The organism is Bradyrhizobium ingae (assembly GCF_055791185.1).
In genome coordinates, this window is sequence record NZ_JBVUBB010000018.1 from 40,155 (window position 1) to 61,622 (window position 21,468).

Here is a 21,468-nt window from a genome sequence, read left to right on the forward strand (position 1 = left end):
GGTGTCGCTCGCATCGATGGTGGATGTTGTCCTCTCAGCCGATCAGCGCCTCGATATCGACCGGCTTGGTGGCGGCGCGGTCGCGCGAGCGCAGCCCCAGCAGCATCGCGAGCGCCACCGCACCGTCGATGCGAAACCGAGCCTTGTCCTTGTCGAGCTTGCGATTGCCTGCCGGGTCCATCGTGGCCACGGCATTCGCCATGTTCCAGTTCAGGATCGGATTGTTCGGGTGCAGCAGCTTGCGTTCGATGATCGCCAGCTCGACGGCGTCGATGGCAGGCCCCATGTCCTTGAAGCCCTGGCCCCAGGGCACCAGGCGCAGGCCGTCGCCTTTGTCGCCATCCTGGTAAGCTTGCAGGCCGATGCGGTCGAACTCGCGCAGCAGATCGTTGATGCGCCAGCGGTCATATGCCAGGCCCTTCACGCGATAGCGCTGCGTCAGCCCGGCGATGAAAAGAGCGATAGCCTCGGGGTCGATGGTCCTTCCGGGGCTGAGCAGCAGGTGACCGGCTTCGGCCCATTCCTGGTAGCGGCGGCTCGATGCGCCGAAATCGCGATTGGAATGCTCGTTCAGATGCTCGCGCGGCTTCCAGAAGTACGGCGCGATGCGGCATGGATCGCTCGCTGAGCCAACCAGCAGCGCGGTCAAATCGACGACGCTGGAAAGATCGAGCGCCAGGTAAACCTCTTCGCCGTCTTGCAGCGCCGCGTCGCCGTTGCAGGCCATCCATTCGGCGCGGCTGATCAGCGAAGCGACCGGCGCGACGCGCTGGTTCAAGAACAGGTTGCGGACCTTCGGCTCCTCGGCGGGCAGGCGCATCGCCTTGCGGATCGCCGTCGCCAGGTCCTCGCGGTCGCGGAATTTGCCGAGCGCCGGGTTGGCTTTTTCCCATTGGCTCTCGTCGTCCAGGTCGCAATCCTCGTCCGCAGCATAGAGATGGCAGACGATGGAGGGATCGACGCCCGACAAGCCGTCATCGATCAGCTTGGACAGGACGTGCTCGGGGTCGTTGCTCTGCGTCGAGATGACGATGAACAGCGGCTCCTGCCGCGCGCCGAACGAGGTATCCAGCACGTCGTACAGCTCGCGGTTCTTGGCCTGCGCCAGCTCGTCGTAAATGACGACGCTGGGCAGATAGCCGTGCTTCGTCCCGGCCTCGGCGCTGACCGCGCGATAGACCGAGCCAGTGCGCCTGCCGATCATCGTTTTGGTCGAGGGGATAACCTCGATCTCGGCCGCCAGCTCGGGCTCCAGGTCCACGATCTGGCGCGCAAACTTGAAGACGATGCCCGCCTGGTCGCGATCATTCGCGGCCGAGTAAATCTCGCCGTGGACGATAGCCTCGGGCCCGACCAGGTGAGCGAGCACGATGGCAGCGATCAGCGCGGTCTTGCCGTTCTTGCGTGCAATCGACAGGATCGCCCGCCGCACCGCGCGGTTTGCGCCGAGATGCGGCTCGTAGATCGCGCGGATAAACAGCTTCTGGAACGCGTCGAGCTTGAACGGTTTGCCCTGGCCGGTGCCGCTGGGCACCGTCAGCCGCTCGATGAAGTCGATGACCGCCTTAGCGCGGGCTTTGCCCTGGGGCGTGCGCTTAACCTGCGAGCAGTCCAGCAAACTTGCTCTGCGACTGTTCGCCCTGGACGCCAGCGTTGATGCGCGTCCTGGCGGCAGGGGTCAGGCCGAACTCGGCTGCGTAACGCACCATGTCCGCTGCCGCCTTGCGCACGACATAGACCAGCGGGTTCTGCGCGGCATCGCCGTACTTGGTCTTGATGATCATGCCGTTCATCAGCGGGTCGTTGTTCTGCATGCGCGCCAGCGACTCGGCTGCCATCCGCCACTGGCCATAGGCGTGGCAGTAGGCGGCGAGCGGCGCGACATCGATGATGGTCAGGAGGCCGAGCCGATGCAGCTCGCCAGCAATCGTCCACCATTCGTCGGCTGCGTAGCCGGTGATGAACGGAGGCGGCTCGGGGACGCTGGCCGCGACCTCGGGCTGGGGCTCGTCGGTGCGCAGCGGTCGCTTGCCTGGATTGCCACGCAAAACTTTCAGATGCGTCGGGGTGGGACGCGGGCCGCTCATACTTTCCTCGCTTGCTTGCCGGTGAAGTTCTCCCAGCGCTTGACCGCGACATCGACGTAAAGCGGACTGATTTCCATCGCGAACACCGCGCGCTCCATCATCTCAGCGGCGATGATGGTGGAGCCGGACCCGGCAAAGGGCTCGTAGACCGCCTCGCCAATCTCCGAATTGTTGATGATCGGACGCCGCATGCACTCGACCGGCTTCTGCGTCGAATGGATGCCCTGGTGCGCGTCGGGCCCATCGTGTATCTGCGCCCAGCCGTTCGGCGCGTCGATATCCCAGACCGTGCCTTGATCGCGGCCTGCGGCCCAGCGACCCGGCTTGCCCTTGCGCACCGCGTACCAGCACAGCTCGTGCTGCCAATGATAGTCGCCGCGCCCGATCACGAAGTGCTTCTTGGCCCAGACGATCTGGGCCCGCATCGCGAAGCCGACCGCGACCAGCGACGCAGCCACCTCCGCGCTCTTGAGCGCGCCGTTCCAGACGTAGGCGACATCGCCAGGGAAAAGCGCGTAGGCCTCGCGCCAGTCGGCGATCTCGTCGTTCGTCACCACGCCGAGCGCGCGAGCGCCGACGACCGAGCCGTTCTTGCGGCGAACGCGATTGCGCCAGGCCGGGTCGTATTCCACGCCATAAGGCGGGTCGGTGACCATCAGCTGCGGCTTCGCGCCGCCCAGCAGCCGCGCGACATCGTTCGCGTTGGTCGAGTCGCCGCACATCAGGCGATGGTTGCCAAGCTGGAACAGATCTCCGGTTTGCGCGACCGGATCGAGCGCGAGCGGCGGCGTCGCGTCGGGATCGGTCAGGCCGGTCTTGCCGCCCGAGAGCGCCTGCAGCTCGCGCTCGGTAAAGCCGAGCAGCGGCAGATTGAAACCAAGCTCGGCAAGGTCCGCAGCTTCAAGCCGCAGCAGCTCCTTGTCCCATCCGGCGTTCTCGGCGAGCTTGTTATCGGCGATGACGTAGGCGCGCTTCTGCGCTTCCGTCCAACCGCGAGCGACGATAACCGGGACCTCTCGTATCCCTAAACTCTCGGCAGCCAACAGCCTCCCGTGCCCAGCGATGATCATCCCGGCTTCATCGACCAGGACCGGCACGGTCCAACCCCACTCGCGGATCGAGGCCGCGATCTCGCGCACCTGCGCATCGGAATGCGTCCTGGCGTTGCGGGCATACGGCACCAGCGCTGCAAGCGGACGCCTTTCGGTCGCCCAGGCAGCCCAATCCGCGCCTGGCGCGGCGTCGGTATTTTGCAGCATCGGAACCCTTGGGAACCGCCAGGGCGCGGCCCCAGGCAAACCGTTGATTTTCCGGGCGATTAAGCCCTAGACGAACATTCCCCAGCGCCGGTATTCCGGACTGCAAAGGGGATGCGCATTCCAAGTCCGAAAAAGGCAGCTTTTTACCGCTGGAAATTCCGACTTACGGGAACCCACTTAGCCGGACTGGGAACCCGCTAAGTGGGTTCCAGGCAATTCCCAAACTGCGGCCATGCCATTGAGAAGTCGAAGCTTTTTGGCAAAAGAAAATGTTTTTCTTTTCCGAAATTTTGAAAGTGCGGGCGCTAAAGTCGAAGCGCCGCCGCGCTCGGAAATGGGGAACCTTCCGATTTTCAGTACCGCCCCCCGGCCCGGAGAAGGATATTCCCCGCAGACTTCAATGGATTAGCCCGAAACGCGCTGCTGTAACGGTACTCGTTTTCCGAACCAGGGCGTTCGCGATAGGTGCCATCAGCCGCCGCGCCGATTCCCTTGGAACCGTACTGCGCGAATGGGGAATGTTCGTCTATCGGTTAGGAACCGCGACCAGGCACTCGGTTCCGACGACTCTGTCCAGCCGCGCGCTTGGCCACCCGTGCGTTATTTCCGCCTCGCCGGGGAAAAGGCGTTGCTCCTAGCCGCATTCCGCGCCACGGGCCGCCTGCCGGGCACCTAGGCCCGTTTGGCAGCCGGCGTTCTGGGTCCGTATGCCGTTGGTTCATTGCCCGTTCGTAGAAACGACTGGCAAGCGTTCGGCCGCACCTGTTAGGTCGCGAGCCAGCGTTGAGAAGCTCGGACACTGCCGTAACCAACTGCGCTGGAGCAAACGGCTTTTTCAGCAGAATGCTCTGCGGCACACCTTCAGACGCCCACGCCTTGGCAGCAGCGCCAGTCATATAGACAACGGGAAGCGCAGGGTCGATTTGCCTGACCAAGCGCGCAACTTCCTAGCCCGTCATCTGCCCCTTGAGATTTATGTCGGTTACAGCGCCGAATAGTTGACCACGCCGCTCTCGATTATGGTCACGGCCTCTTGGCACCTTAAAAGAGCTGGGGCCTTTTTTGCGCTCGGGGCGGGGAATTAGAACCTCAGTCAACTGAGGCAAAAGTCTCAATTCGCTCAAAAGCAGCTGTTAGCTCATGTGGATGGTGCGGGTGATTTCGTACACCTCCCCGCGTCTCAGATCGAGCGCTTCCACCTCGGTCTGGGTCAACTGCTCCTGAATCAGTGCAGCCGACCAGCCCTCCGGAATGGCGTTCAGAACCAGGCTCAGCGCTTCCTCCGGAGACCCAGCGGCGACCCAAAGCCTGGTGGCGCGGTCATCGGTCAAGACCCGCACGAGATGGGTGCCTGTCATCGAAGAGCTTGCCACTCGATCGCTCGCTCAATTTTGACGAGATCGCGCAGCGGTAAATGCGCTCGCTGAACAAAAGTTTCTGAGAACTTGGGGTTGCCGGTGCGGCACGGGCCGCCGTGACATCAACTTCCCAGCTCTTTAAGAACCATCTTGGAAATCTCCGCCGGGTCTTCAATCCCCAATCGAGCAACTGCAATGATCTTCTCGGCGACAAGCTGCGTAATGGGGTCGCTGCGATCTTTTAAACGCAGTGCCCGTAAAGTCTCTTCGTAAGCCGTCACTAGACGTTCAATTTCCTCCGGCCCGAACGCAGCTTTTTTTAACAGCCTGTGTATAGTCATGGTCTACGACAACGCCGCGGTGGCGGCACGGCACGATAACTTTTCTGCTGCGCGTCGAAACAATTTCTGAAATTTGCGAGGAACTCACACTGGCGCAACGATATGCCTGTCATTTAGCCTCGTGCTGATCCAGCGCATTGCGCGCGAAAAGGCGGTCAACCGGCTCGATTAGTATCTCGCGCACTGGCGCGCCCACTATCGAAACACTGTGGCGCAATTCGTCGCGGGCACTATCTCGCGGGCCGATGCCCATAATGCGCTGATGTCCCTCGGCTATCGCGACGCAGCGCTCACGATCGAGCTTCTCGAATTTGACGAGGCACGCGCCGGAGGCGGCAGCCGCGCTCGCGCAGAACAGAGCGTTTGATGTCAGTCTGCTCTAATGGTCGCGCCGTGAACTGATCAAGCGAGCCTGGCGATCAGCTCTGAATAGACTTCACGGTAGAAATCGGCCATCGGCCGTCATGACCGCTGATCGATATACGAAGTCCGTGTAGGTCGTCGAGGTGGATGCGATCGATTGTGCCTGCCTTGCCATCGCTCATGACAACGGCCCTGCCGACCAACTCGTTCTCGGCTGCATGCAATTCGCGGAGGATGTTTATCGCGCGTTCCTCGCCAGTGCTCGTGCAACTCGTGCAAAAATGTACCGAAATGCCTTTCGTGGAGCTGGCATCTGCAAACAGAGACGGCATCAATCTTTGTCCTCGCTGGAAAAGGGTTCTTGGGTCTTGCGGCCCAGGAATGTGTCCGGCAAAGGATCGTGCAGCAGTTTGATAGCCTTGCCTGCCATTTCGAGTTGTTCGGCAATGCATGCCTCTTCCTTATTCAGGGAGTGCCGAATTTGCCGAAGTTCCTCATCAGCTAATGCTCGCATCCACTCTGCCCGTTCAGCGAACGCCCTGCGCTTCACCTCACGGATTGCAAGACCTAACTCGCGATCCGACATCGCTCCTGTTGTTGGAGGGTTCGGCCGATTACGGTTTCGCGTGAAATGCAGTCGATCTAGCACTTGCGCAAGGGCAGAAGTGTTTTTCATTTAGATCATCTCCCGGCGCAGATGTGCGAGCGGATCGCTCGCGCTCCACTAGAATGTTCCAAGTTCTGCCCGGAAGTGCCTCAATCCTCGTTGGAAACCTTGGGCAACAAATCGAGTTTACTCGGGCAAAGCTTCGCCGGCGTATCAAATGATGCTGCCTCGAAATTTTTCGGATAGCCCCTTTGGACCGGCCCCACGAAACTCTAATACGTAATCTGAAGGAGCACTCCCGCCTTCCGGATGAAGACGTCGCGGAAATTGGCAAGTTTTCGATTAGCACCCGAGATCTTGCGCCTGATGAGGATTTCATTCGTCAGGGAGACCGTCCGGAAGTTGCGGTTTTGGTCGTATCCGGGATGGTGGGCCGCTATCACCTGCTGCAAGGCGGGCGCCGACAATACCTTTCGTTCCATATGTCCGGCGATCTTCCTGACGCACAGGGACTCTTCATCGAAAGAATGGACCACGGGCTCTGCGCGCTCGGCCCTGCGACCGTCGCCTTTATACCGCACAGGCAGATATTGCGGGCCTTCCAACGACGTCCCTCTCTAGGCATCGCGATCTGGAGGGAAACGCTGCTGGATGCAGCGATCTTCCGGGAAGCCATCACAAACAACAGCGCGCGACCAATGCAGGCCCGAATGGCCCACCTCTTTTGCGAACTGTTCTATCGCGCCCGCGTCTCCCGGCTGAACCAGGGAAATAGGTGCTCGATCCCGCTAACCCTGGTCCAACTCGGGGAGACGCTCGCCATGGCAATCGCCACGGTCAATCGGACGCTTCAACAGTTGCGTGCCTCGGGGACTATGGATTTTCGCGATGGCGAACTGGTGGTTCTGAAATGGCGAGAATTGCAGGAGTTAGCTGACTTCAACCCCGACTACCTGCACATGAAGAAACAGTCATCTATTTGATCATTGGCCGGCTAAGCCGAGATCTACAGCTCCTCCGCCTCGGTTCGGATTAAATTCATCGACGGCGTTCTGGCGCCCAATCAGTCCAAGTTCATGCTTGTCCTAGTTCTCGAAAGGCCCTGGTGCAAGCCGGGGCCTTTCTCTGTTCAGCGCTTCTCGATGCAGCTTTGCAGCATCGCGTCCTTGCGTGCGATTGATTTGCCAACCTCGTGCAGCGTGAAAGCGAAGCCCGCCAGCACGATGACGTTGACCAGGACAAGCACTAGGGCGAGCGGCTGGCCGCGCAGGCTCTCAACGACGTTGTTGGCGAGCTGTCTGACCATGTCGGATTTTCTCACGAGCGGCGCTGTCACGCGCTCCCTTTCTCCCAATACGGCAAAGGTCGTGAAAACTCGTACACGGTGCGAACAAAGTGATACGGTTCGAGCGCGTTGTTGACCGAATGGGCGAAGGGGCTGTGCTCGCAGCCGCGAGATACAACTCCTATTAGGTGATCACAAGCCGTTCTGACGTCGCGAATGGAACGAAACCGATGGACTCGCGACGCGTACCCAACTTCATTCTATCGAGGGGCGCCAAACTGAGATCAGTAGCGGCGCGCATTTTCAATAATTCGATCAAACCCCGCTCGACAAGTCGCGCTAGAGGTCTTCGCAAGCTTTCACCTGACTTCATCAGCAAAGCAATGGACGAGACCGCCGCGCAAGTCAGTCGAGTTGGGCTGACATTCCTTGGTACGACCGCGTTTTGTCTTCTCTCCTTATTGACCCCGGACAGCGCCCTCTTGGGCGGCAACGAACAGATAAAAGTTCCCTTTGCTGGCCCGGTGTCGTTCTTCGGGTTTATGCTGCTGGGCCCGGCGATCCTGATTATGCTCAGGATTTATCTTCAGATGTACGTCGAGCACAGCGAAAGGCTCGATCGACTAGCGCGGCCACTGCCGGGGGCGCGTCCACCGACCTTGCTACCGCTCCAGAACCCGTTGATACGGCTCTTCGCCTGTCTAATCTTTTACTTATTGCTTCCAGTGACCATCTTGCTCTTCGCCTGGAAGGCCGCAGTGTTCGCTGCTTGGGGCTCGGTTCTGCTGAGCGTAGCCGTGGCGGTTATCGTCAGCCATGCGGCGCTACCGTTCCCTCGGCTCTCTTGGCGATCAAAGGGTTTGCTGAGTGCAAGCGCGGCAGTGTCGGTAGGTGTCATAACTCTTTTCGTGAGCCCGGAGCGTCATTTCGATCTGGTTCGTGCAGATCTGTCAGGTCGTTGGCTAGCTAAAGAAAACCTCCGAAAAGCCAACCTGGCATACGCTAATCTGCGCGACGCCTACCTCCCCGTCAGCAACTTGAGCGGTGCGGATCTGCGCGGCGCCAATCTTAGCGGCGCGAATCTGACGGGAGTCAACTTGAGCGGTGCTAACCTGAGCGGCGCCGACTTGAGCGGCGCCGACCTGACGGACGCTTTTATGTGGAGCGTAAATTTGCGAGGCGCAAACCTGCAGTACGCCAAGCTGCGAGGCGCTAACTTGGAGGGACCTGAGACTAGTCTGCGCGGTGCCGACCTGCGTGGCGCCAAACTTATCGGCGCCTTGGGCTTAACGCAGAAGGCTTTGGATAATGCGTGCGCCGACCTGTTCACAGAAGTCGCGAGTGGTTTGAAACTAGAGTCGTGCCCGGCTCTTCGTTAAGCTCGAGATCGCCGATACCGGGAGGACGCAATTTGGCCCATCCCGTCATTTCGCTGCGATGCGGAATTTGGTCGCCATCCGGGCACAGCGGACATGGCCGGGCTTGCTGGCGGCCCGCCCCAGTCGCGAATGACCTTGGGGATATTCAAAGCTCCGGCGGGACTTGATATAATTATGCATTCACAAGCCACGCGGAATTATGACGTGCCGCTATCGACGCGATCATGACAATGGCAAAAGATTTGAAGTACAGCTCAGTTGGCGCACCTTCCCGTCGATCATTGCTAAGGGGGGCACTTGGATCTGCTGCTTCCGCTGCCATTGGTGCGGCTTTGGGTCCCCTTTTCCTAGTATCCGAGGCGAATGCTGGTTTTATTGCAGCCCTGAATGCAGCTTCGGGCAGCCTGCAAGTGATTTCGTTCTTTGTTGCTAGACCGAACGGACTTGGCACTATGCTGAATGCAATGGATGCAAAGCTGGACATAATAGTTCAACAACTTGCAAACGTTGAGAATGCCCTTTCTAAGCTCGCCGAAGCGATCGTTCAGATACAATATAAGCTTCCAGAAATAATGGATGAAGCATTCGCCAGGCACGATCTTAGCGTGATCAGGGGAGATTTCGAAGCTTGGTCAAAGCACAAGATCGATACGCGGCAGAAATTTCTCCAGCTTGCCAGCAAGGATTGGGTGAAATTAATTTCGCATCAAACAACGGCGAATATCTACACACTCTTCCTGAACAGTCACCCTGCGAACCCAGAAATCGCTTTGATGGCGCCAGTGGTTTTGGGATCGCATGTGAACATGTTAGCCATCGTGTCGCCCGAGCAGCTTAGGGATGTTCTGCAATCACATATCGAGTGGCACAGCACCATTCTCTCAAATGAGAAGAGAAATTCTGTTGCTTGGTGGATCCCGAAACTTATTTCAGAACGACAAGAACTCCTCGGCGAGATAGAGAAAGCTGAGTTTCCGAAACTCGCAGGCTTTACGCGAAGCTCCTTCTTTGATCAGCGCGAATTGACATTCCGAGCCAGTGACTGTCGCTATTTCGTTGATGGGTCTTTCACAAAACGTTCGCCCTATGTCGGCTTCAAGCAAACTGTGCAGTCGACCGTCATTGGGAAGTTCACCTATTTGCGCTCGGGTGGGTTTCCGATCCTTGGACTGAGAGCCGATCTACTGCAATCGGCGTCGCCGGCAGAACCGACCGGGTTCGCAAAACCCACTCCATCAGTGAACATACCAGACTGGTTTGGTGTATCCGCGCCTGACGGCTGTCCTGGGAGCGACGTAGGCTGGGTACGTTCACACCCCCTCAATATAGATGGAATGCCCGAGGTACAGCAGGACGGACAGCCACCAATTGACCATGTTCTGCCCTACGCCTACGGTAGTGATGCCTTGGTCAGGGCAAAAGCATGGATGAAAGCTCGAATTGATAAGAGCAATTCCATGCTGTTCGGCGACGTTCGGTCTGAGGGTCTTATTGCCCGTCTGAACGATCTATCAGCTCGAATTTACTATCTACAGCAGGTGTACGAGCTAATCGCAACCACACAAAACGAAGCGAAAAAGATGATGGCGGCATTACCTGTATGAAATCAGGACCACTCATAGCGGCCATCCTCTTGGAAGCTGGTTTCGGCTTCGTTTCCTACGCGCACGCACAAGCCGGAGGATCAACTATCGGTGCAGGTATCCAAGAAGGCGTCACCTCCCAACAAATCGAACTAATGCGCAGGAACATCGATGCCTCCGCGAGTCAGAAGCTGCAAGAGCTCTGGCCAGACGTTGAGGCAGCTTATCCATTGCTCGGAACTCGCGGCTTGTTAATTGAGCTTCTAGTGCTTGCCTCACCCGCCCAACAGCCTTCGTTCATTCCAACACACGAAGTTCATAGTGTGAGAATCGTCGGAGCTGGACGCACGCCCGGGGAGGCGTGGGCCTTGGGTAACCCCAGCGTCGCACCTTGGGGAAAACCAGTTTCAGTTTCAAACAGTGAAAGCGCATTATGGTGGATTTCGCCCGGACGTGGGGGCTGGCCCAAGCAATCTATCAATTTCGCAAAGGCAAAGAAGCTAGAGTTGTTCAAGCGAAAGGTTGATTACCTGGAGACTGTAAATACTGGAATTGCCATCAAAGCTCAATTGATGCGGGATTCAGCGCTCGCGCAGATAACGCACTACTCCGCCTTGCGGGATTTCGCTAAGGAGGCAGAGGCCCGGGCGAATACTCATGAGCTTCGGAGCGCCGCACGGCAGCTTCAGATCTCCGCGTCGAACGCTCTCGAGCGAATGAACAAGATAAATGAGGAAAGAGATGCAGCACTTAGTCGCGCTAACCGTGCACAAGAGGCTTTGATGATTCTAGATGGGCTTCAGATTGCAACATCAGCAGGATCAAAGATAGCAGACGCGTTGGATTATCTCGGAAGTGGCGCTCCAAAAGGCGGTCAATCAATCAAAACAGATGCCGAAGCCAGGAAATACATCGCCAGCGAAGCGACGGAGTGGAAGTCTCGTGCTCAAGCTCTTCAAGTTCAGAAAGAGACGCTTGAGTTCGAGGTAAAGAGAGATGCTCAGACGATTTTCAGAGGTCGATTTGAACGCGTCAAATTTCTAGCACCAAGGTTAGAGCCCCCCCATTAGCTAAGGCAATGGCGGTGGTTCCGACCCGCTCGTCCCCTGTCGCAGGACACGTCGGCGAGAGCCACCCTTGGCCCTCCGCGTAATTTGCTGCTCGTCACAAAAACGGTCCGTATCGGAACGAAGCGGACCTTGACGAAGATTTACGAGTGCGCGCCGACTCAACGTCGTGACCCTGTTTCATCATCTAGCCGGGACAGCCACTATCATCGCCCCTCGCTTTCGGAGCAGGGCCCATTACGGCCTCTAGTACCAGGGGGAGTCGAATCCTCGGTATGAAAAAACAACCGGCGTCCTTAACCGGAGCCGGTTGATCCAAGTCTCTGTGCTAGATGAAACCACGGACTCGACCCGAGAGCGCTGGGCTCTGGCATCGAGCTGTGCTGCGATCAAACGCAGGCCCGGACTCAGCCGTCAACGTAAATTTCTGGCGAGCCATTCATTCCAGTCGAGCGTCGGATCGAGGATGCGCTGCTGTTTGAAGCGACTGGCCAGGTTATGGCGCGCTGCTTTCGAGAGCTTCTGGTAGAGGAAGCGAAGCTCGACCACGGTCTCGCGACGGTTACGCTTGACGAGATTGCTATCCGCCTCGCGGCGCTTCAGCTTTCCGATCAATCCAATTGGTCCAGCGGGTGCAAGCCGCTCTCCGCGAAGGAGCGCAGTCGCCTGCTTCTCCAACTCTCTGCGCCTCTGCTGCTGGTTGATTGTCATTCGGGCAACCGATAGGCCCGCTCGCCGTCGCGCGATGAATGGACCCGATTTTTCGCAGCGTCAACGTAAATTTTATTCAAGCGTTTTCCTTCAGCAGCGGGAAAACATCAGGCAGCAGGGCTTCGCTGCAATCGAGAACGTCTAACGTAATCAGCCGTTTGGTGACGGCCTTGCGCAGCCGCGCTCGCGCTTCAGCGTAGCTCATCCCCGTGCCAATCTTTTTCGCGTCGAGACGCCAGGCCCGATAGGCACTGTTGAACCAGGCAAGCTCGCCGGTCGCATTCGCCGCATCGATCACCTCCTGGACGTGCCTGACGGCCGACTTCACGCGCGCCATCGCTGCATCGTGATTTGTCAGCGAGATATGCCAGTCGCGAGCGACCGCCTCGATCTGCCGCGCGGCTGTCTCGGCCCGCACCGCGAGCCGATCTTCCTGGTCGTGCGGTAGCGCGTCGCTGACCTCGGCAGCGATTGCGTCGGCTATATCGCGGTCCTTCACCCAGTAGGCGCACGAGATTTCCGACCGAACCCATTTCCGCTGCATTCCGCGCAAAGTCAGATTGAGATCGCGGGTTGCGCCGACGATGCACGGCTCGCCAATCGGGCTGGTGCCGATGTAGACCGCCGCCACGCCGAAGATGATCAGATATTCGCGCGCCGCGCCGTGCGGGATTTCAAATTCCATTCGCGCACTCTCAGAACACTGGCACCAGCTCGTTGCGCAATGCGCGAGCGATTATCTCGCAGCCATGGTCGTGGCGCTGCCGCCAAGTGTCGGCATAGCCACCGCGCTTGGCCGCGACCCATCCAGCGTCGCGCTCCAGGGCGTGCGCCAGCGCCACGGCATTCACAGCCAGGACGAGATGCACGAGCCGCCCCAGGTACTGGGCGGGCCAGCAGATCGCCGCCTCCATGCGCGAGATATCGCGAAGGGACGGCAGCAGCCTGGTGCGGTTCTGCAGCTGCTGGGTCCGCTCCAGCTCGCCCTGCTTGTGCTGCTCGACCAGGTCGTCGAACTCGTAGACGTAAGGCGGCCAGCCAGGCCGGTAGCCGCAGACGCCAGGCATCGGCAACTGCCGCAGCGTCTGCATCGCCTCGGACAGCCGCTTGCCGACGTGCGGCCCGTCCCAGATCGATGGTGCGTCGTCGTCATCCAGCACCACGTCCTCCAGCGGATAGAACTTCATCGGCTCGCGCCGGATCGGCAGCACGTCACTCATAGGTCAGCTCCCCTTGGGTTTCCTGAAGTTGACTGAACTGTTGCGTTTCGGGATCGAAGCTCATCCGGATCGCGCCGCGATAGCCGGTCTGCTCAAAACGGACCTTGGAGATGTGCACCGTCGTCTCGGCCTTGACAGGATCACGCTCGATGACCAGCCCATGGTCGGGTTTGTTGAACCAGTGCGCCGAGCCGTCGATGTCATACAGCGTCGCCGTCCGCAGCTTGCCGCGCTCGTAAACGTCCTTCGTCGGATGGGCGAGCACGATCACCGCGACCTCGTACCGCCGACCGAACCGCTTCAGCATGCGGATGGCGCGGCCGATGTACTCGTGCGTGGACTCCTCCCGCTTGCGCGCGTGCTCGATCTCATTCCAGGGATCGATCACCAGGACGCGGATGCCATCGCGCAGGACCGCATCGCGCGCCTTCTCGACGATCCATTCCAGCGTGATGTCGTCCTCTTCCTCGTCGTTGGGGTCGTTGTCGAGGAACACGAAATTGCGCTCGATGAAGGCGTCGGTCGCCGGGTCCGCTGCGTCACTGCCCGAGACAATCTTGCGAAGCTTGTCGCGCAGGTACGGCACGGTCGGCATCTCAGGCGAGAAAATCGCGGCCCGCCAGCCGTGAAGCAGCGCGAGCTTGAACAGCAGGTTCAAAATCCAGGTCGATTTGCCGTGGCTCGGGATGCCGGTGACGATCATGAACTCGCCGGGGAAAAGCTTCATCCAGCCGTTGCCAGGCAAGCCGTCGAAGATCGGCCAACCGCAGGAGACCGGCACCAGCGTCGGCAGGTTGGGATACTCGGACAGCCGATAGAGGCCGCGCACCGGGTACTGCTTGGCATCGCGCAGAACCGCGCTCACGGCTTCGGAGCCCAGCTTGCGCCGCACGTCGTTCAGGTCCTTGCAGCCGGACGGATAGACCACGAACTGGCAGCGCCAGGCACCGACGCGCCGCACCAGCTCGGCGGCGAGCCGCTGCCCAGGGCCGTCGTCATCGACCGCCAGGATGATCCGCTTCACGCGACCCAGGCGGTCGCGGTTGAGCCACAGGAATTCGAACTTGCCGTTCGGCTCAGTCTGCGGATCGAGCGGCGGCAGCGGCCTGCCATCCTTCGGCACGGGCGGCGCGCCATCGGGCACCGACACGGTGAGCGGCCAGCCGCCCTCGATGGCGACCATGCCGTCCTCGATGCCCTCGGTGATGACCAGCGGCTGCGTGCCGGTCTCAAGCGCGGGATCGTCGAGGGCATCGGCGTTCCAGAACGTCCGCTTGCCGCCCTTGCGATGCCAGAACAGCTTCTCGCCATTGCGCTCGGCGCGATATTTCTCGTTCACGACCACCCCGTGCTCCAGGAACGGATAGACCACGATGCTGCCGTGCGGGTTCGGGACCACGCGCCGGTCGGGCTTCTCACCGGTGAGGGCTCCCGTATAAACTTCGAACCGCGTAGCTGTTTCGGGCGATATCCCCCTTGCTTCGAAGAACGCGGCGGTCGTCGGCGCGAGCGTGTTCATACCGGTAGCTCCCCTTGAAGTCGTCGCAGTGAAAACAGCGGAAGAAAAAACCATCCGGGTCGGACCGGATGGACAGGCAGCGGTAGAACTTCTTGCGGCGCTGGTGCGAGCACGCAGGGCAGCGGAATGCCTTCGACCCGGTGAACGATCGCGGATCGCAGCCGACGCTCGCCAGCATGCGAAGAACCTCGTTGAGACGCAGGCGCTGGTTCACAGGATTGCTCCTCTCGGTGTGTCCTCTTCGGCCTTCCCGCGAATGATCGCGCCGATGTACTCGCGGGGATTTTCCTTGGTCGCGGCGACCTCCACCGCCGCTCGTGCAAGCTCGGGTTTGCCCTTGGCCTTGAGCAGCTGGGAGATCACACCGCCTGCGCTGTTGCCGAGGACCTCCCGGCCTCGGCGAAACAGCTCGGTTTCGGGATCTGGTCGCTGCGGTTTGGTCGGCTTCGCTGCCTCGGCCTGGCCGAGATCAAGCTCACCAGGGCGCGCATCGCGCGTCGCGCCGACAGGCGCGGCATTGGTCCTAGGTCCTACGGTCCTAGGTCCTATGGTCCTAGGTCCTAGGTCCGTCGATGCATCCTCGCGATCATTCGCGAGCAATCGCGAACCCTCGCTGACAACCGGCAGCTTCGATTTCCCCGGCCGGTCAATCTTCTGATGCTTCAACCAGTTATTGACCTGGAGGTAAGTCGAACCCTCAACCACGTAACGGACGATGCAATCATGACGTTCAAGCTCAATCAGCCAGCCCTCGATGAGGCTCGGAGCGTCCTCGTCGTATGGGTAGAGAAGGCTCGCGAGCATTCGCGAGGCTGCGCGAGTCCTGCCTTCATCGTCGCAGATCGTCCAAAGCTCGATGAAAAGCAGGCGCGCTTCCCGCGACAGCTTGCCGATGGTTTCCGACTGCGGAAATTCCGGTTTGATGGTCCGGATGCGCGCCATGTCATGCTCCCATCGTTGCCGTCGCGACCCGCCGTCGAAACAGCGGCGAGGTCTGCACTGCGAGTTGCGGGTCGAGAATCGAGGCCTGGTAGTGCCAAAGCGCGAGCGCGTCGGCGGCGTTGTCGTCGGCCGGGGCCCAGCTGAGCCGATGGCAGGCGCTGATCGTCAGCGCCTTGGCCTGGTCGCGCTTGTGCCGGTTCGATCCGATGAAGTGGGCGCGCACATCCGACACGCGCGCCTCTCGCACGTCATAGCCGCCGCGCGTGCAGGCCAGCTCCTCGACCACCGCGCAGAGGCCGCTCAGCCGCCGCATAATGTCGGCGGTCGTGCGGCCAGCCATCTGCTGCGGCGTCATCGGCGCTTCGAAGACGATCAGCTTGATGTCAGGCTCGATGTTGAGCAGATCGTCGAGCAACTGACGGCACGCAGAGAACAGCGCGCCCATGCTCGCGCCCTCGCGCGCAAGGCGGAACGATCCCGACCGGGGCGCTTCATCGCTCGGATAACCGAGCGCCCAGCCGGTGCGGGCGGCAAGATCGAGGGCCAGGATGCGGGGCGCGTAGGTCATGCGAAATAGACCTCGCTCGACGCGATCAAGAGCGGCGGATGCGGCGGGAACGACCGGACATCAAACCATTTGAAGTGCGTACCATCCCCGTTGCTGCCGTCGCCCATGCGCAGCGCGCTGCCGTTGCGGGCCTCGCGGATCAGCGCGGCGCGAAATGCCGCGAGATCGATCAGCCACCAGGGCGATATCTCCAACCCCTCGGGGCTCGCCGCATGCCCATAGAAGAACCAATCACCCCAGCCGTTGATGATCTTCGACAGCTCGGTTTCCGTGCCGCTGTCGCGCTGACACCGCAGGGTGAACTGATGCGGGTACCGCTCGGCATAGCCAAAGGCGCGAACACGGACGCCGATGCGAATATCGCGCCCGAGCACTGTCATCAGATCGGCGGCCTGCCTCTGGTCGATGAAGTCGGGAGTCGCATCGAGCAGGTAAGGCGAGACCAGCCGCTTGACCTCGGGCAAGAAGCGATCCGATGTCTGCCGGTCAGTTTCATACGGCATCCGCGACCTCCGGGAATTTGGAGATCTCCTTGCCGAACTGGGCAAAGCCGGGGTGCGCCTCGCGAGCGAACACGTCGAGCCGCGAACCTCCGGTCACTCGCGCGATCAGCTCATAGAATTCCGTTGGTTTGCGCGAGTGCTCGCGGCGCGGCCACGAGTTGCAGACGTTGAAGTCCTTCGTGTCGGTGAAGACCGGCGTGCCCTTGCGGGCATAGACGATGAACTCGGCGTTGTACTGCGGCAGGTCGTGCGGCTGGAAACCGCCAGGCTTGTGCCAGACCATCGTCAAGACGTAACGCAGGTCCCATTTTTCGAGCAGCGCCAGCGTTGCGGGCAGGAACTTTTCGGTGGTCCAGCAAAGGACGTGGCAGTCGCCCTTCAGGTGCGATGCGATCTCGCTGGGCCAAAAGGCCTCGATCTGCTCCAGCGTCATCACGTCATAGTCAAAGGCGTCCTGGTTCGGCCGCTCGTCGCGGTCGATCTTCTGCATGGGCCAGGGCGGATCGATCACGACGACATCGAACGGGCCGGTCTCGGAAAAGACCGCCGTCAACGCCGCCTGGCGCTTTTCGGCCTTCGCGTTTTTGCGCGAAGCCGCGAGCAGCGCGGCGGGCGTGACTGCTTTGTCAGCCGCCTTAAGCTCTGCCGTCAATGCGGCGCGCTCGTCTTCGCCCAGGTCGGCGAGCTTTTCAGCACGCCGCAGGCGCTTCTTGTCGACGCCGAGTGATGCGGTGGTGGGGAGTACCGGGGCCGATGTGGTCCCGGTACTAGCAGTCGGCTTTTTCTTGTACGGATCGCCACCCTTCGCCTTGCCGACCTTCTTCCGCTCCTCGCCGATCTTGACCTCGGCCTCGACCCACACCTCGCCAGCGCGGTCGGCCACGGCCTTAACCGGCTTGAACATGCGCTGGTAGCCAGCAGCCGCATTCGCAGCCGCCTCCACGATATCGATGGAGGGGGCGTTCCTAATCTCGGCCGCCAGGTGATCGAGATCAGCGAGCGCCTTCTGCGCGGACGGAAAGAGTGCGACCTCAGTCGCGTGAGGACCTGCAACGATACTGTGCATTGACCGCCCCCGTTAGTGAGCGGTCGCGCTTGCATCACCCATCATGGCGGCAGCCCGCCACAGCGGCAGGTCCTTGACGCCTTCGGCGGTCGCCAGCATCGATAGCGTCAGCTGCTGGTCGGCCTCCAGCTCCTCGTAAATCTTGCGGTTCTTCGCCTCGTTGAGCCGAATACGGACCAGCGAGCGCAGCTCCTTCTCCGGGATGCCGCGCGCCTTGGCCTCGGTGTAGACGTTGCTGATGCTCTCGCGGATGCTGCGGCACGTCTTCATAAACGTGCCGCGCTCGCTCGCCAGGTCGGCGTGGTAGCCGTCGATCTTTCCCAGGAGTTCCTGCACGACTTCGGGTTCGAAATCGTTCGTCGTATTCGCTGCTTTCGCCATCGGTGTCCCTTTGCTTTTTGCGGGGCCACGGTGAAGCGGGAGGATCACCGGGCCGCGCGACTAATGGGGACCTCCTGGCTTGGCAGCGGTGAACGCGCGCCGATGCTTGTCGCACCAGGGCGAGCCGAAGCTCTTGGTCTGGCCGCAGCACAGCGCGAGCCCGTCCTTGCCGCGCTGATCGAGCACGGCGCGGCAGTGAAACCATTTCAGCTTGAGGAATGGCACCGGCTCGCCGGGACGCGCCACCGGCTTCTTCTTCCGGGGCAGCGGCACGACGTTGGACCTGGCCGGCTGTTTCGCCATCTTCGGTTTGCGCTGGGTGCGCGACAGCCCGAGGCGATGCACCTTGCCGATGACGGAATTCCGCGAGGTGTGCAGCTCATCCGCGATCAACGCCGCTGAAGCACCTTGCATCCACATCGCGCGAAGAACCTGTTCGGACTCGGGCTTATCCCAGACGCTGAACCGCATCCGCAATTCATCATCCCTGATGATGCCTCGTGTCACGAAGAAATTTGCGCACACCTAAAAATAACGGGTCTGGCTCAACTTGAAGGAAGCAACGATGAGCGGCGATGACTCTGTGGTGCGCCGCTGTTAATCGTTGCAACACGCTGCATCAAACTTTCCGGGTCTGCACCTCGTCGCGCTGTTGACAGTGCAATAAGCCGCATTGACAATCGATCACATCAGGCGGGCGCAAAGAGCACCAAATCAACATCGCCCCTCATGATCTCGAAACCACGGTGTCATCACCTGCCGTGCAGCAGGTGACCCGCTTCCAAATCATCGCACTTTCACGCCTTTGGCTCGCGCCAAGGTCGTTGCTGCTTTGCGCCGGAGGTTCGTGTCGTCATGCAGTCGATCCAGTGGGACGGAAACCAGATCGCCACGCCTGGGATTTATCGTGGCATCCCGCTCGCCGATTATCACCGCTCTGATCTGTGCGTCGAGGTCAGCGTCTCGTCGTCCATGTTTCGGACGATCATCAACAAGTCTCCTAAGCACGCCTTCGACAAATCGCAGCTCAATCCGGCTTACTCGCCCGACGAGGAGCAGAACGAAGCGATGTCGCTCGGCCGCTTCCTGCACAGCGCGGTCGCTGGCGAGCCGTTCGAGCACGACTGCGTGCTGCGGCCCGCAACGGTCGGCGGCGTTGCCTACCAGGGCAACCGCAAGGAATGGCGCGAGTGGAAGGCCGCCCAGGCCGCCGCTGGGAAGTACATCCTGACGCCCGAGATGGCCGAGAAGGCGAAGGCCATGATCATCTCGCTCGGTCAGTTTCCGCTGGTGCAGCAGGGCATGCTCAACGGCGCACCGGAGCGCTCGCTGATCTGGCGCGACCCGCGCGGCTTCTGGAAGAAGGCTCGCCCTGACCAGATGCCGAACGACAGCGGCGACTTCGCAGATCTGAAGACCACCGGGCGGGGCGTGCTCTACCAGGAGACGCAGCGCTCGATCATCGACGGCGGCTACCACCAGCAGGGCGCGATGGTGCTGGAAGGTGCCCGCGCTCTCGGCATTCCCGCAACCTCGTTCACGCTGCTTTGGGTCGAGAGCAAGTCGCCGCATTGCGTGCGCGCCCAGACGCTGAAGGACGAGGACCTGGCGCGCGGTGACGCGCTCAATGAGCTGGCCGCGAAGATGTTCTGGGACTGCTACCGCAGTGGCGTGTGGCCTGGCCCTGGCGACGATCGCCCCGATGCCGAGTACGTCGATCTGCCCGACTGGTATCGCAAGTCGGTCGACGACCGCATCAAATTTGAGCTGCGGGAGGCTGCGTGATGACCGATACGACCGTCAGCACCGAAGCCCCGCACACGCCGCCGTCCCAGCAGCAGGCGCAGCCCGAGCGCGTGACCCGCCGCGATCTTGCGGAAGGCAATGCCGAAAAGGTGGTCAGCGAACGCACGGAAGCCGTCACGCTGTTCAAGGGCGGCGGCGTCGATTACGCCAACCTGCGCGACATGGTCGATGCGGCCAAGCTGCTGTCCGCGGCCGGTCCGATGATCCCGCCGTGGCTCCAGGGCAATGTCGGCGGCATGTTCGGCATCTGCATGAAGGCGCAGGAGCTGGACATCTCGCCGCTCTCGCTCGCGAGCTGGACGTACACCGTCGAGCAGTATGTGAACGGCCAGAAGGTCGAGCGCGTCGCTTACGAGTCCCAGTTCTTTCACGCGATCATCGAGCAACGCGCCCCGATCACCACGCGCCTCCAGGTCGCCTATGAAGGCGAAGGTGACAAGCGTCGCTGCCGCGTCTGGGCAACCTTCAAGGGCGAGAAGGAGCCGCGCTATTTTCCGCCGGTCGATGCCGATGCCGACCAGTTCACGCTCGGCAAGCTGCATCCTGGCCACAACGACAAGGGCAAGGTTAAGGGCTCGCCGCTCTGGGACAAGAAGCCCGATCTGCAGCTTTTCTACAATATGAGCCGCGACTGGGCGCGGATGTACTGCCCCGACATCATCGCTGGCATGTATGGCCGCGACGAGATGGAGGACGCGGGCTTTACCGTCGCATCCGACATCGCAAAGGACGTTTCGCCGCGCCTGGCGCAGCGCTTGAGCGGCACGGCCCCTCCCGTTGGCCAGGCAGCAATCGCCGCCATCGACGCGCATGCCGCCGCGCACGCGTCGAAGCCCAAGCCGAAAACCGAAGCCGAAGCACCTTCTTCCGCAGCTACGACCGAGCCTGCGGGTGATCGACCGACCGGTGATGCGTAAACGGGAGTGATGGCAATGGACAATCTTTTCATGGCGAACGAGTGCATGCGGCAGCACACCTCGTTCGCGGTGTCGCTCGCGGCGACTGATGCTGCCCGATATCGCAAGATGCTCGCCGAGTTCAAAGCCATCAGCGCGGCGCGCCCTTATCTCAACCATTGCACCATCGCGTGCACGGTCGGCGCGCAGGTGTTCGGCGTCACCGTCGCTGATCTGCGGACAAGACCCAATCGCGATGTTCTCGCCACGCGCCAGAAGATCATGGCCTTCACGAAGGTCGTGACCGGCGCGAGCTATCATCAGATCGCGCGCACCTTCGATATCGATCACAGCGCGGTCATCCGCGCCTGCGAACGGCACGAAGCCTTCATCCGCCGCGTCCTCACCGAGAAGTCCGAGTGATGCGCAAGGTGGTGCGCGATGCGATTGCCGCCGTCCACGAAGCAGGCGGCTCGAACGTCCGGGTCTCGGAAGGCGGCAGGCACACGCGCATCCACTTCACCGGG

The 21,468-nt window shown here is 60.8% G+C and carries 26 protein-coding genes; 8 read left to right on the top strand and 18 right to left on the bottom strand.

Annotated features, from left to right (window positions below):
• Positions 1-34: 34 nt before the first annotated feature.
• The 5 genes from ACV1FX_RS24080 to ACV1FX_RS24100 all read right to left on the bottom strand — a co-directional run bounded on the left by ACV1FX_RS24080 (position 35) and on the right by ACV1FX_RS24100 (position 5,045).
• Positions 35-1,618, bottom strand: coding sequence for a terminase large subunit (locus ACV1FX_RS24080; protein WP_473120053.1), 1,584 nt, complete (start codon positions 1,616-1,618; stop codon positions 35-37).
• Positions 1,596-2,087, bottom strand: a complete 492-nt coding sequence (locus tag ACV1FX_RS24085) for a phage terminase small subunit P27 family (protein WP_473120054.1) — start codon at positions 2,085-2,087, stop codon at positions 1,596-1,598. Before ACV1FX_RS24085 ends, ACV1FX_RS24080 begins: the two co-directional genes overlap by 23 nt.
• Entirely contained in the window at positions 2,084-3,346 is a 1,263-nt protein-coding gene (locus ACV1FX_RS24090) for a site-specific DNA-methyltransferase (RefSeq protein ID WP_473120055.1), read from the bottom strand. The genes ACV1FX_RS24085 and ACV1FX_RS24090 overlap by 4 nt, the downstream gene beginning before the upstream one ends.
• A 1,133-nt stretch (positions 3,347-4,479) precedes the next feature.
• On the bottom strand, positions 4,480-4,719 hold the full coding sequence (locus tag ACV1FX_RS24095; RefSeq protein WP_473120056.1) for a hypothetical protein: 240 nt from the start codon (positions 4,717-4,719) through the stop codon (positions 4,480-4,482).
• Positions 4,720-4,826: 107 nt separating this feature from the next.
• On the bottom strand, positions 4,827-5,045 hold the full coding sequence (locus tag ACV1FX_RS24100) for a hypothetical protein (protein WP_473120057.1): 219 nt from the start codon (positions 5,043-5,045) through the stop codon (positions 4,827-4,829).
• Positions 5,046-5,253: 208 nt separating this feature from the next.
• On the opposite strand from ACV1FX_RS24100, the gene ACV1FX_RS24105 reads away from it, so the two are divergent.
• Positions 5,254-5,412: a hypothetical protein gene (locus tag ACV1FX_RS24105; protein ID WP_473120058.1), complete on the top strand. Its 159-nt coding sequence runs from the start codon at positions 5,254-5,256 to the stop codon at positions 5,410-5,412.
• 52 nt (positions 5,413-5,464) lie between these two features.
• Here ACV1FX_RS24105 and ACV1FX_RS24110 read toward each other — a convergent pair whose 3' ends face one another.
• Together ACV1FX_RS24110 and ACV1FX_RS24115 are read right to left on the bottom strand one after the other, a co-directional pair.
• Positions 5,465-5,701 (bottom strand): PRC-barrel domain containing protein, encoded by a 237-nt coding sequence (locus ACV1FX_RS24110; protein WP_473120162.1) that lies wholly within the window; start codon positions 5,699-5,701, stop codon positions 5,465-5,467.
• Between the two features lie 38 nt (positions 5,702-5,739).
• Entirely contained in the window at positions 5,740-6,084 is a 345-nt protein-coding gene (locus tag ACV1FX_RS24115; RefSeq protein WP_473120059.1) for a hypothetical protein, read from the bottom strand.
• A gap of 182 nt (positions 6,085-6,266) precedes the next feature.
• Between ACV1FX_RS24115 and ACV1FX_RS24120 the strand changes: the two genes are divergently transcribed.
• Positions 6,267-6,998, top strand: a complete 732-nt coding sequence (locus tag ACV1FX_RS24120; RefSeq protein ID WP_473120060.1) for a Crp/Fnr family transcriptional regulator — start codon at positions 6,267-6,269, stop codon at positions 6,996-6,998.
• Between the two features lie 146 nt (positions 6,999-7,144).
• Here ACV1FX_RS24120 and ACV1FX_RS24125 read toward each other — a convergent pair whose 3' ends face one another.
• A complete protein-coding gene (locus ACV1FX_RS24125; RefSeq protein ID WP_473120061.1) occupies positions 7,145-7,321 on the bottom strand; it encodes a hypothetical protein in 177 nt (58 codons plus the stop codon).
• A gap of 362 nt (positions 7,322-7,683) precedes the next feature.
• Here ACV1FX_RS24125 and ACV1FX_RS24130 point away from each other — a divergent pair, with 362 nt between their 5' ends.
• The 3 genes from ACV1FX_RS24130 to ACV1FX_RS24140 all read left to right on the top strand — a co-directional run bounded on the left by ACV1FX_RS24130 (position 7,684) and on the right by ACV1FX_RS24140 (position 11,332).
• On the top strand, positions 7,684-8,679 hold the full coding sequence (locus ACV1FX_RS24130; RefSeq protein ID WP_473120062.1) for a pentapeptide repeat-containing protein: 996 nt from the start codon (positions 7,684-7,686) through the stop codon (positions 8,677-8,679).
• A gap of 230 nt (positions 8,680-8,909) precedes the next feature.
• On the top strand, positions 8,910-10,283 hold the full coding sequence (locus ACV1FX_RS24135) for a hypothetical protein (protein ID WP_473120063.1): 1,374 nt from the start codon (positions 8,910-8,912) through the stop codon (positions 10,281-10,283).
• Entirely contained in the window at positions 10,280-11,332 is a 1,053-nt protein-coding gene (locus ACV1FX_RS24140; RefSeq protein WP_473120064.1) for a hypothetical protein, read from the top strand. Before ACV1FX_RS24135 ends, ACV1FX_RS24140 begins: the two co-directional genes overlap by 4 nt.
• A 411-nt stretch (positions 11,333-11,743) precedes the next feature.
• Here the strand turns inward: ACV1FX_RS24140 and ACV1FX_RS24145 are convergent, their stop codons facing one another.
• The 10 genes from ACV1FX_RS24145 to ACV1FX_RS24190 form a co-directional block, all read right to left on the bottom strand.
• The gene (locus ACV1FX_RS24145; RefSeq protein ID WP_473120065.1) at positions 11,744-11,944 is read right to left on the bottom strand and encodes a hypothetical protein; all 201 of its coding nucleotides are present in this window, start codon (positions 11,942-11,944) and stop codon (positions 11,744-11,746) included.
• Between the two features lie 172 nt (positions 11,945-12,116).
• Positions 12,117-12,725: a hypothetical protein gene (locus ACV1FX_RS24150; RefSeq protein WP_473120066.1), complete on the bottom strand. Its 609-nt coding sequence runs from the start codon at positions 12,723-12,725 to the stop codon at positions 12,117-12,119.
• A gap of 10 nt (positions 12,726-12,735) precedes the next feature.
• Complete coding sequence (locus ACV1FX_RS24155; protein ID WP_473120067.1) at positions 12,736-13,260, bottom strand: hypothetical protein; 525 nt, start codon at positions 13,258-13,260, stop codon at positions 12,736-12,738.
• Complete coding sequence (locus ACV1FX_RS24160; protein WP_473120068.1) at positions 13,253-14,779, bottom strand: DnaB-like helicase C-terminal domain-containing protein; 1,527 nt, start codon at positions 14,777-14,779, stop codon at positions 13,253-13,255. Before ACV1FX_RS24160 ends, ACV1FX_RS24155 begins: the two co-directional genes overlap by 8 nt.
• A gap of 210 nt (positions 14,780-14,989) precedes the next feature.
• On the bottom strand, positions 14,990-15,721 hold the full coding sequence (locus ACV1FX_RS24165) for a hypothetical protein (protein ID WP_473120069.1): 732 nt from the start codon (positions 15,719-15,721) through the stop codon (positions 14,990-14,992).
• A 1-nt stretch (position 15,722) separates the two neighbouring features.
• Entirely contained in the window at positions 15,723-16,289 is a 567-nt protein-coding gene (locus tag ACV1FX_RS24170; RefSeq protein WP_473120070.1) for a hypothetical protein, read from the bottom strand.
• Complete coding sequence (locus ACV1FX_RS24175; protein WP_473120071.1) at positions 16,286-16,792, bottom strand: hypothetical protein; 507 nt, start codon at positions 16,790-16,792, stop codon at positions 16,286-16,288. Before ACV1FX_RS24175 ends, ACV1FX_RS24170 begins: the two co-directional genes overlap by 4 nt.
• On the bottom strand, positions 16,782-17,858 hold the full coding sequence (locus ACV1FX_RS24180) for an MT-A70 family methyltransferase (protein WP_473120072.1): 1,077 nt from the start codon (positions 17,856-17,858) through the stop codon (positions 16,782-16,784). The genes ACV1FX_RS24175 and ACV1FX_RS24180 overlap by 11 nt, the downstream gene beginning before the upstream one ends.
• Positions 17,859-17,870: 12 nt before the next feature.
• Positions 17,871-18,239 (bottom strand): GapR family DNA-binding domain-containing protein, encoded by a 369-nt coding sequence (locus ACV1FX_RS24185; RefSeq protein WP_473120073.1) that lies wholly within the window; start codon positions 18,237-18,239, stop codon positions 17,871-17,873.
• Positions 18,240-18,299: 60 nt separating this feature from the next.
• A complete protein-coding gene (locus ACV1FX_RS24190; protein ID WP_473120074.1) occupies positions 18,300-18,746 on the bottom strand; it encodes a GcrA family cell cycle regulator in 447 nt (148 codons plus the stop codon).
• Between the two features lie 348 nt (positions 18,747-19,094).
• Here ACV1FX_RS24190 and ACV1FX_RS24195 point away from each other — a divergent pair, with 348 nt between their 5' ends.
• Genes ACV1FX_RS24195 through ACV1FX_RS24205 form a run of 3 tightly spaced genes read left to right on the top strand, consistent with a single transcriptional unit; the run spans position 19,095 to position 21,364 of the window.
• A complete protein-coding gene (locus ACV1FX_RS24195; protein WP_473120075.1) occupies positions 19,095-20,024 on the top strand; it encodes a PD-(D/E)XK nuclease-like domain-containing protein in 930 nt (309 codons plus the stop codon).
• Positions 20,024-20,962: a recombinase RecT gene (locus tag ACV1FX_RS24200; protein ID WP_473120076.1), complete on the top strand. Its 939-nt coding sequence runs from the start codon at positions 20,024-20,026 to the stop codon at positions 20,960-20,962. Before ACV1FX_RS24195 ends, ACV1FX_RS24200 begins: the two co-directional genes overlap by 1 nt.
• A 15-nt stretch (positions 20,963-20,977) precedes the next feature.
• Positions 20,978-21,364, top strand: coding sequence for a helix-turn-helix domain-containing protein (locus tag ACV1FX_RS24205; RefSeq protein WP_473120077.1), 387 nt, complete (start codon positions 20,978-20,980; stop codon positions 21,362-21,364).
• Positions 21,365-21,468: the final 104 nt, after the last annotated feature.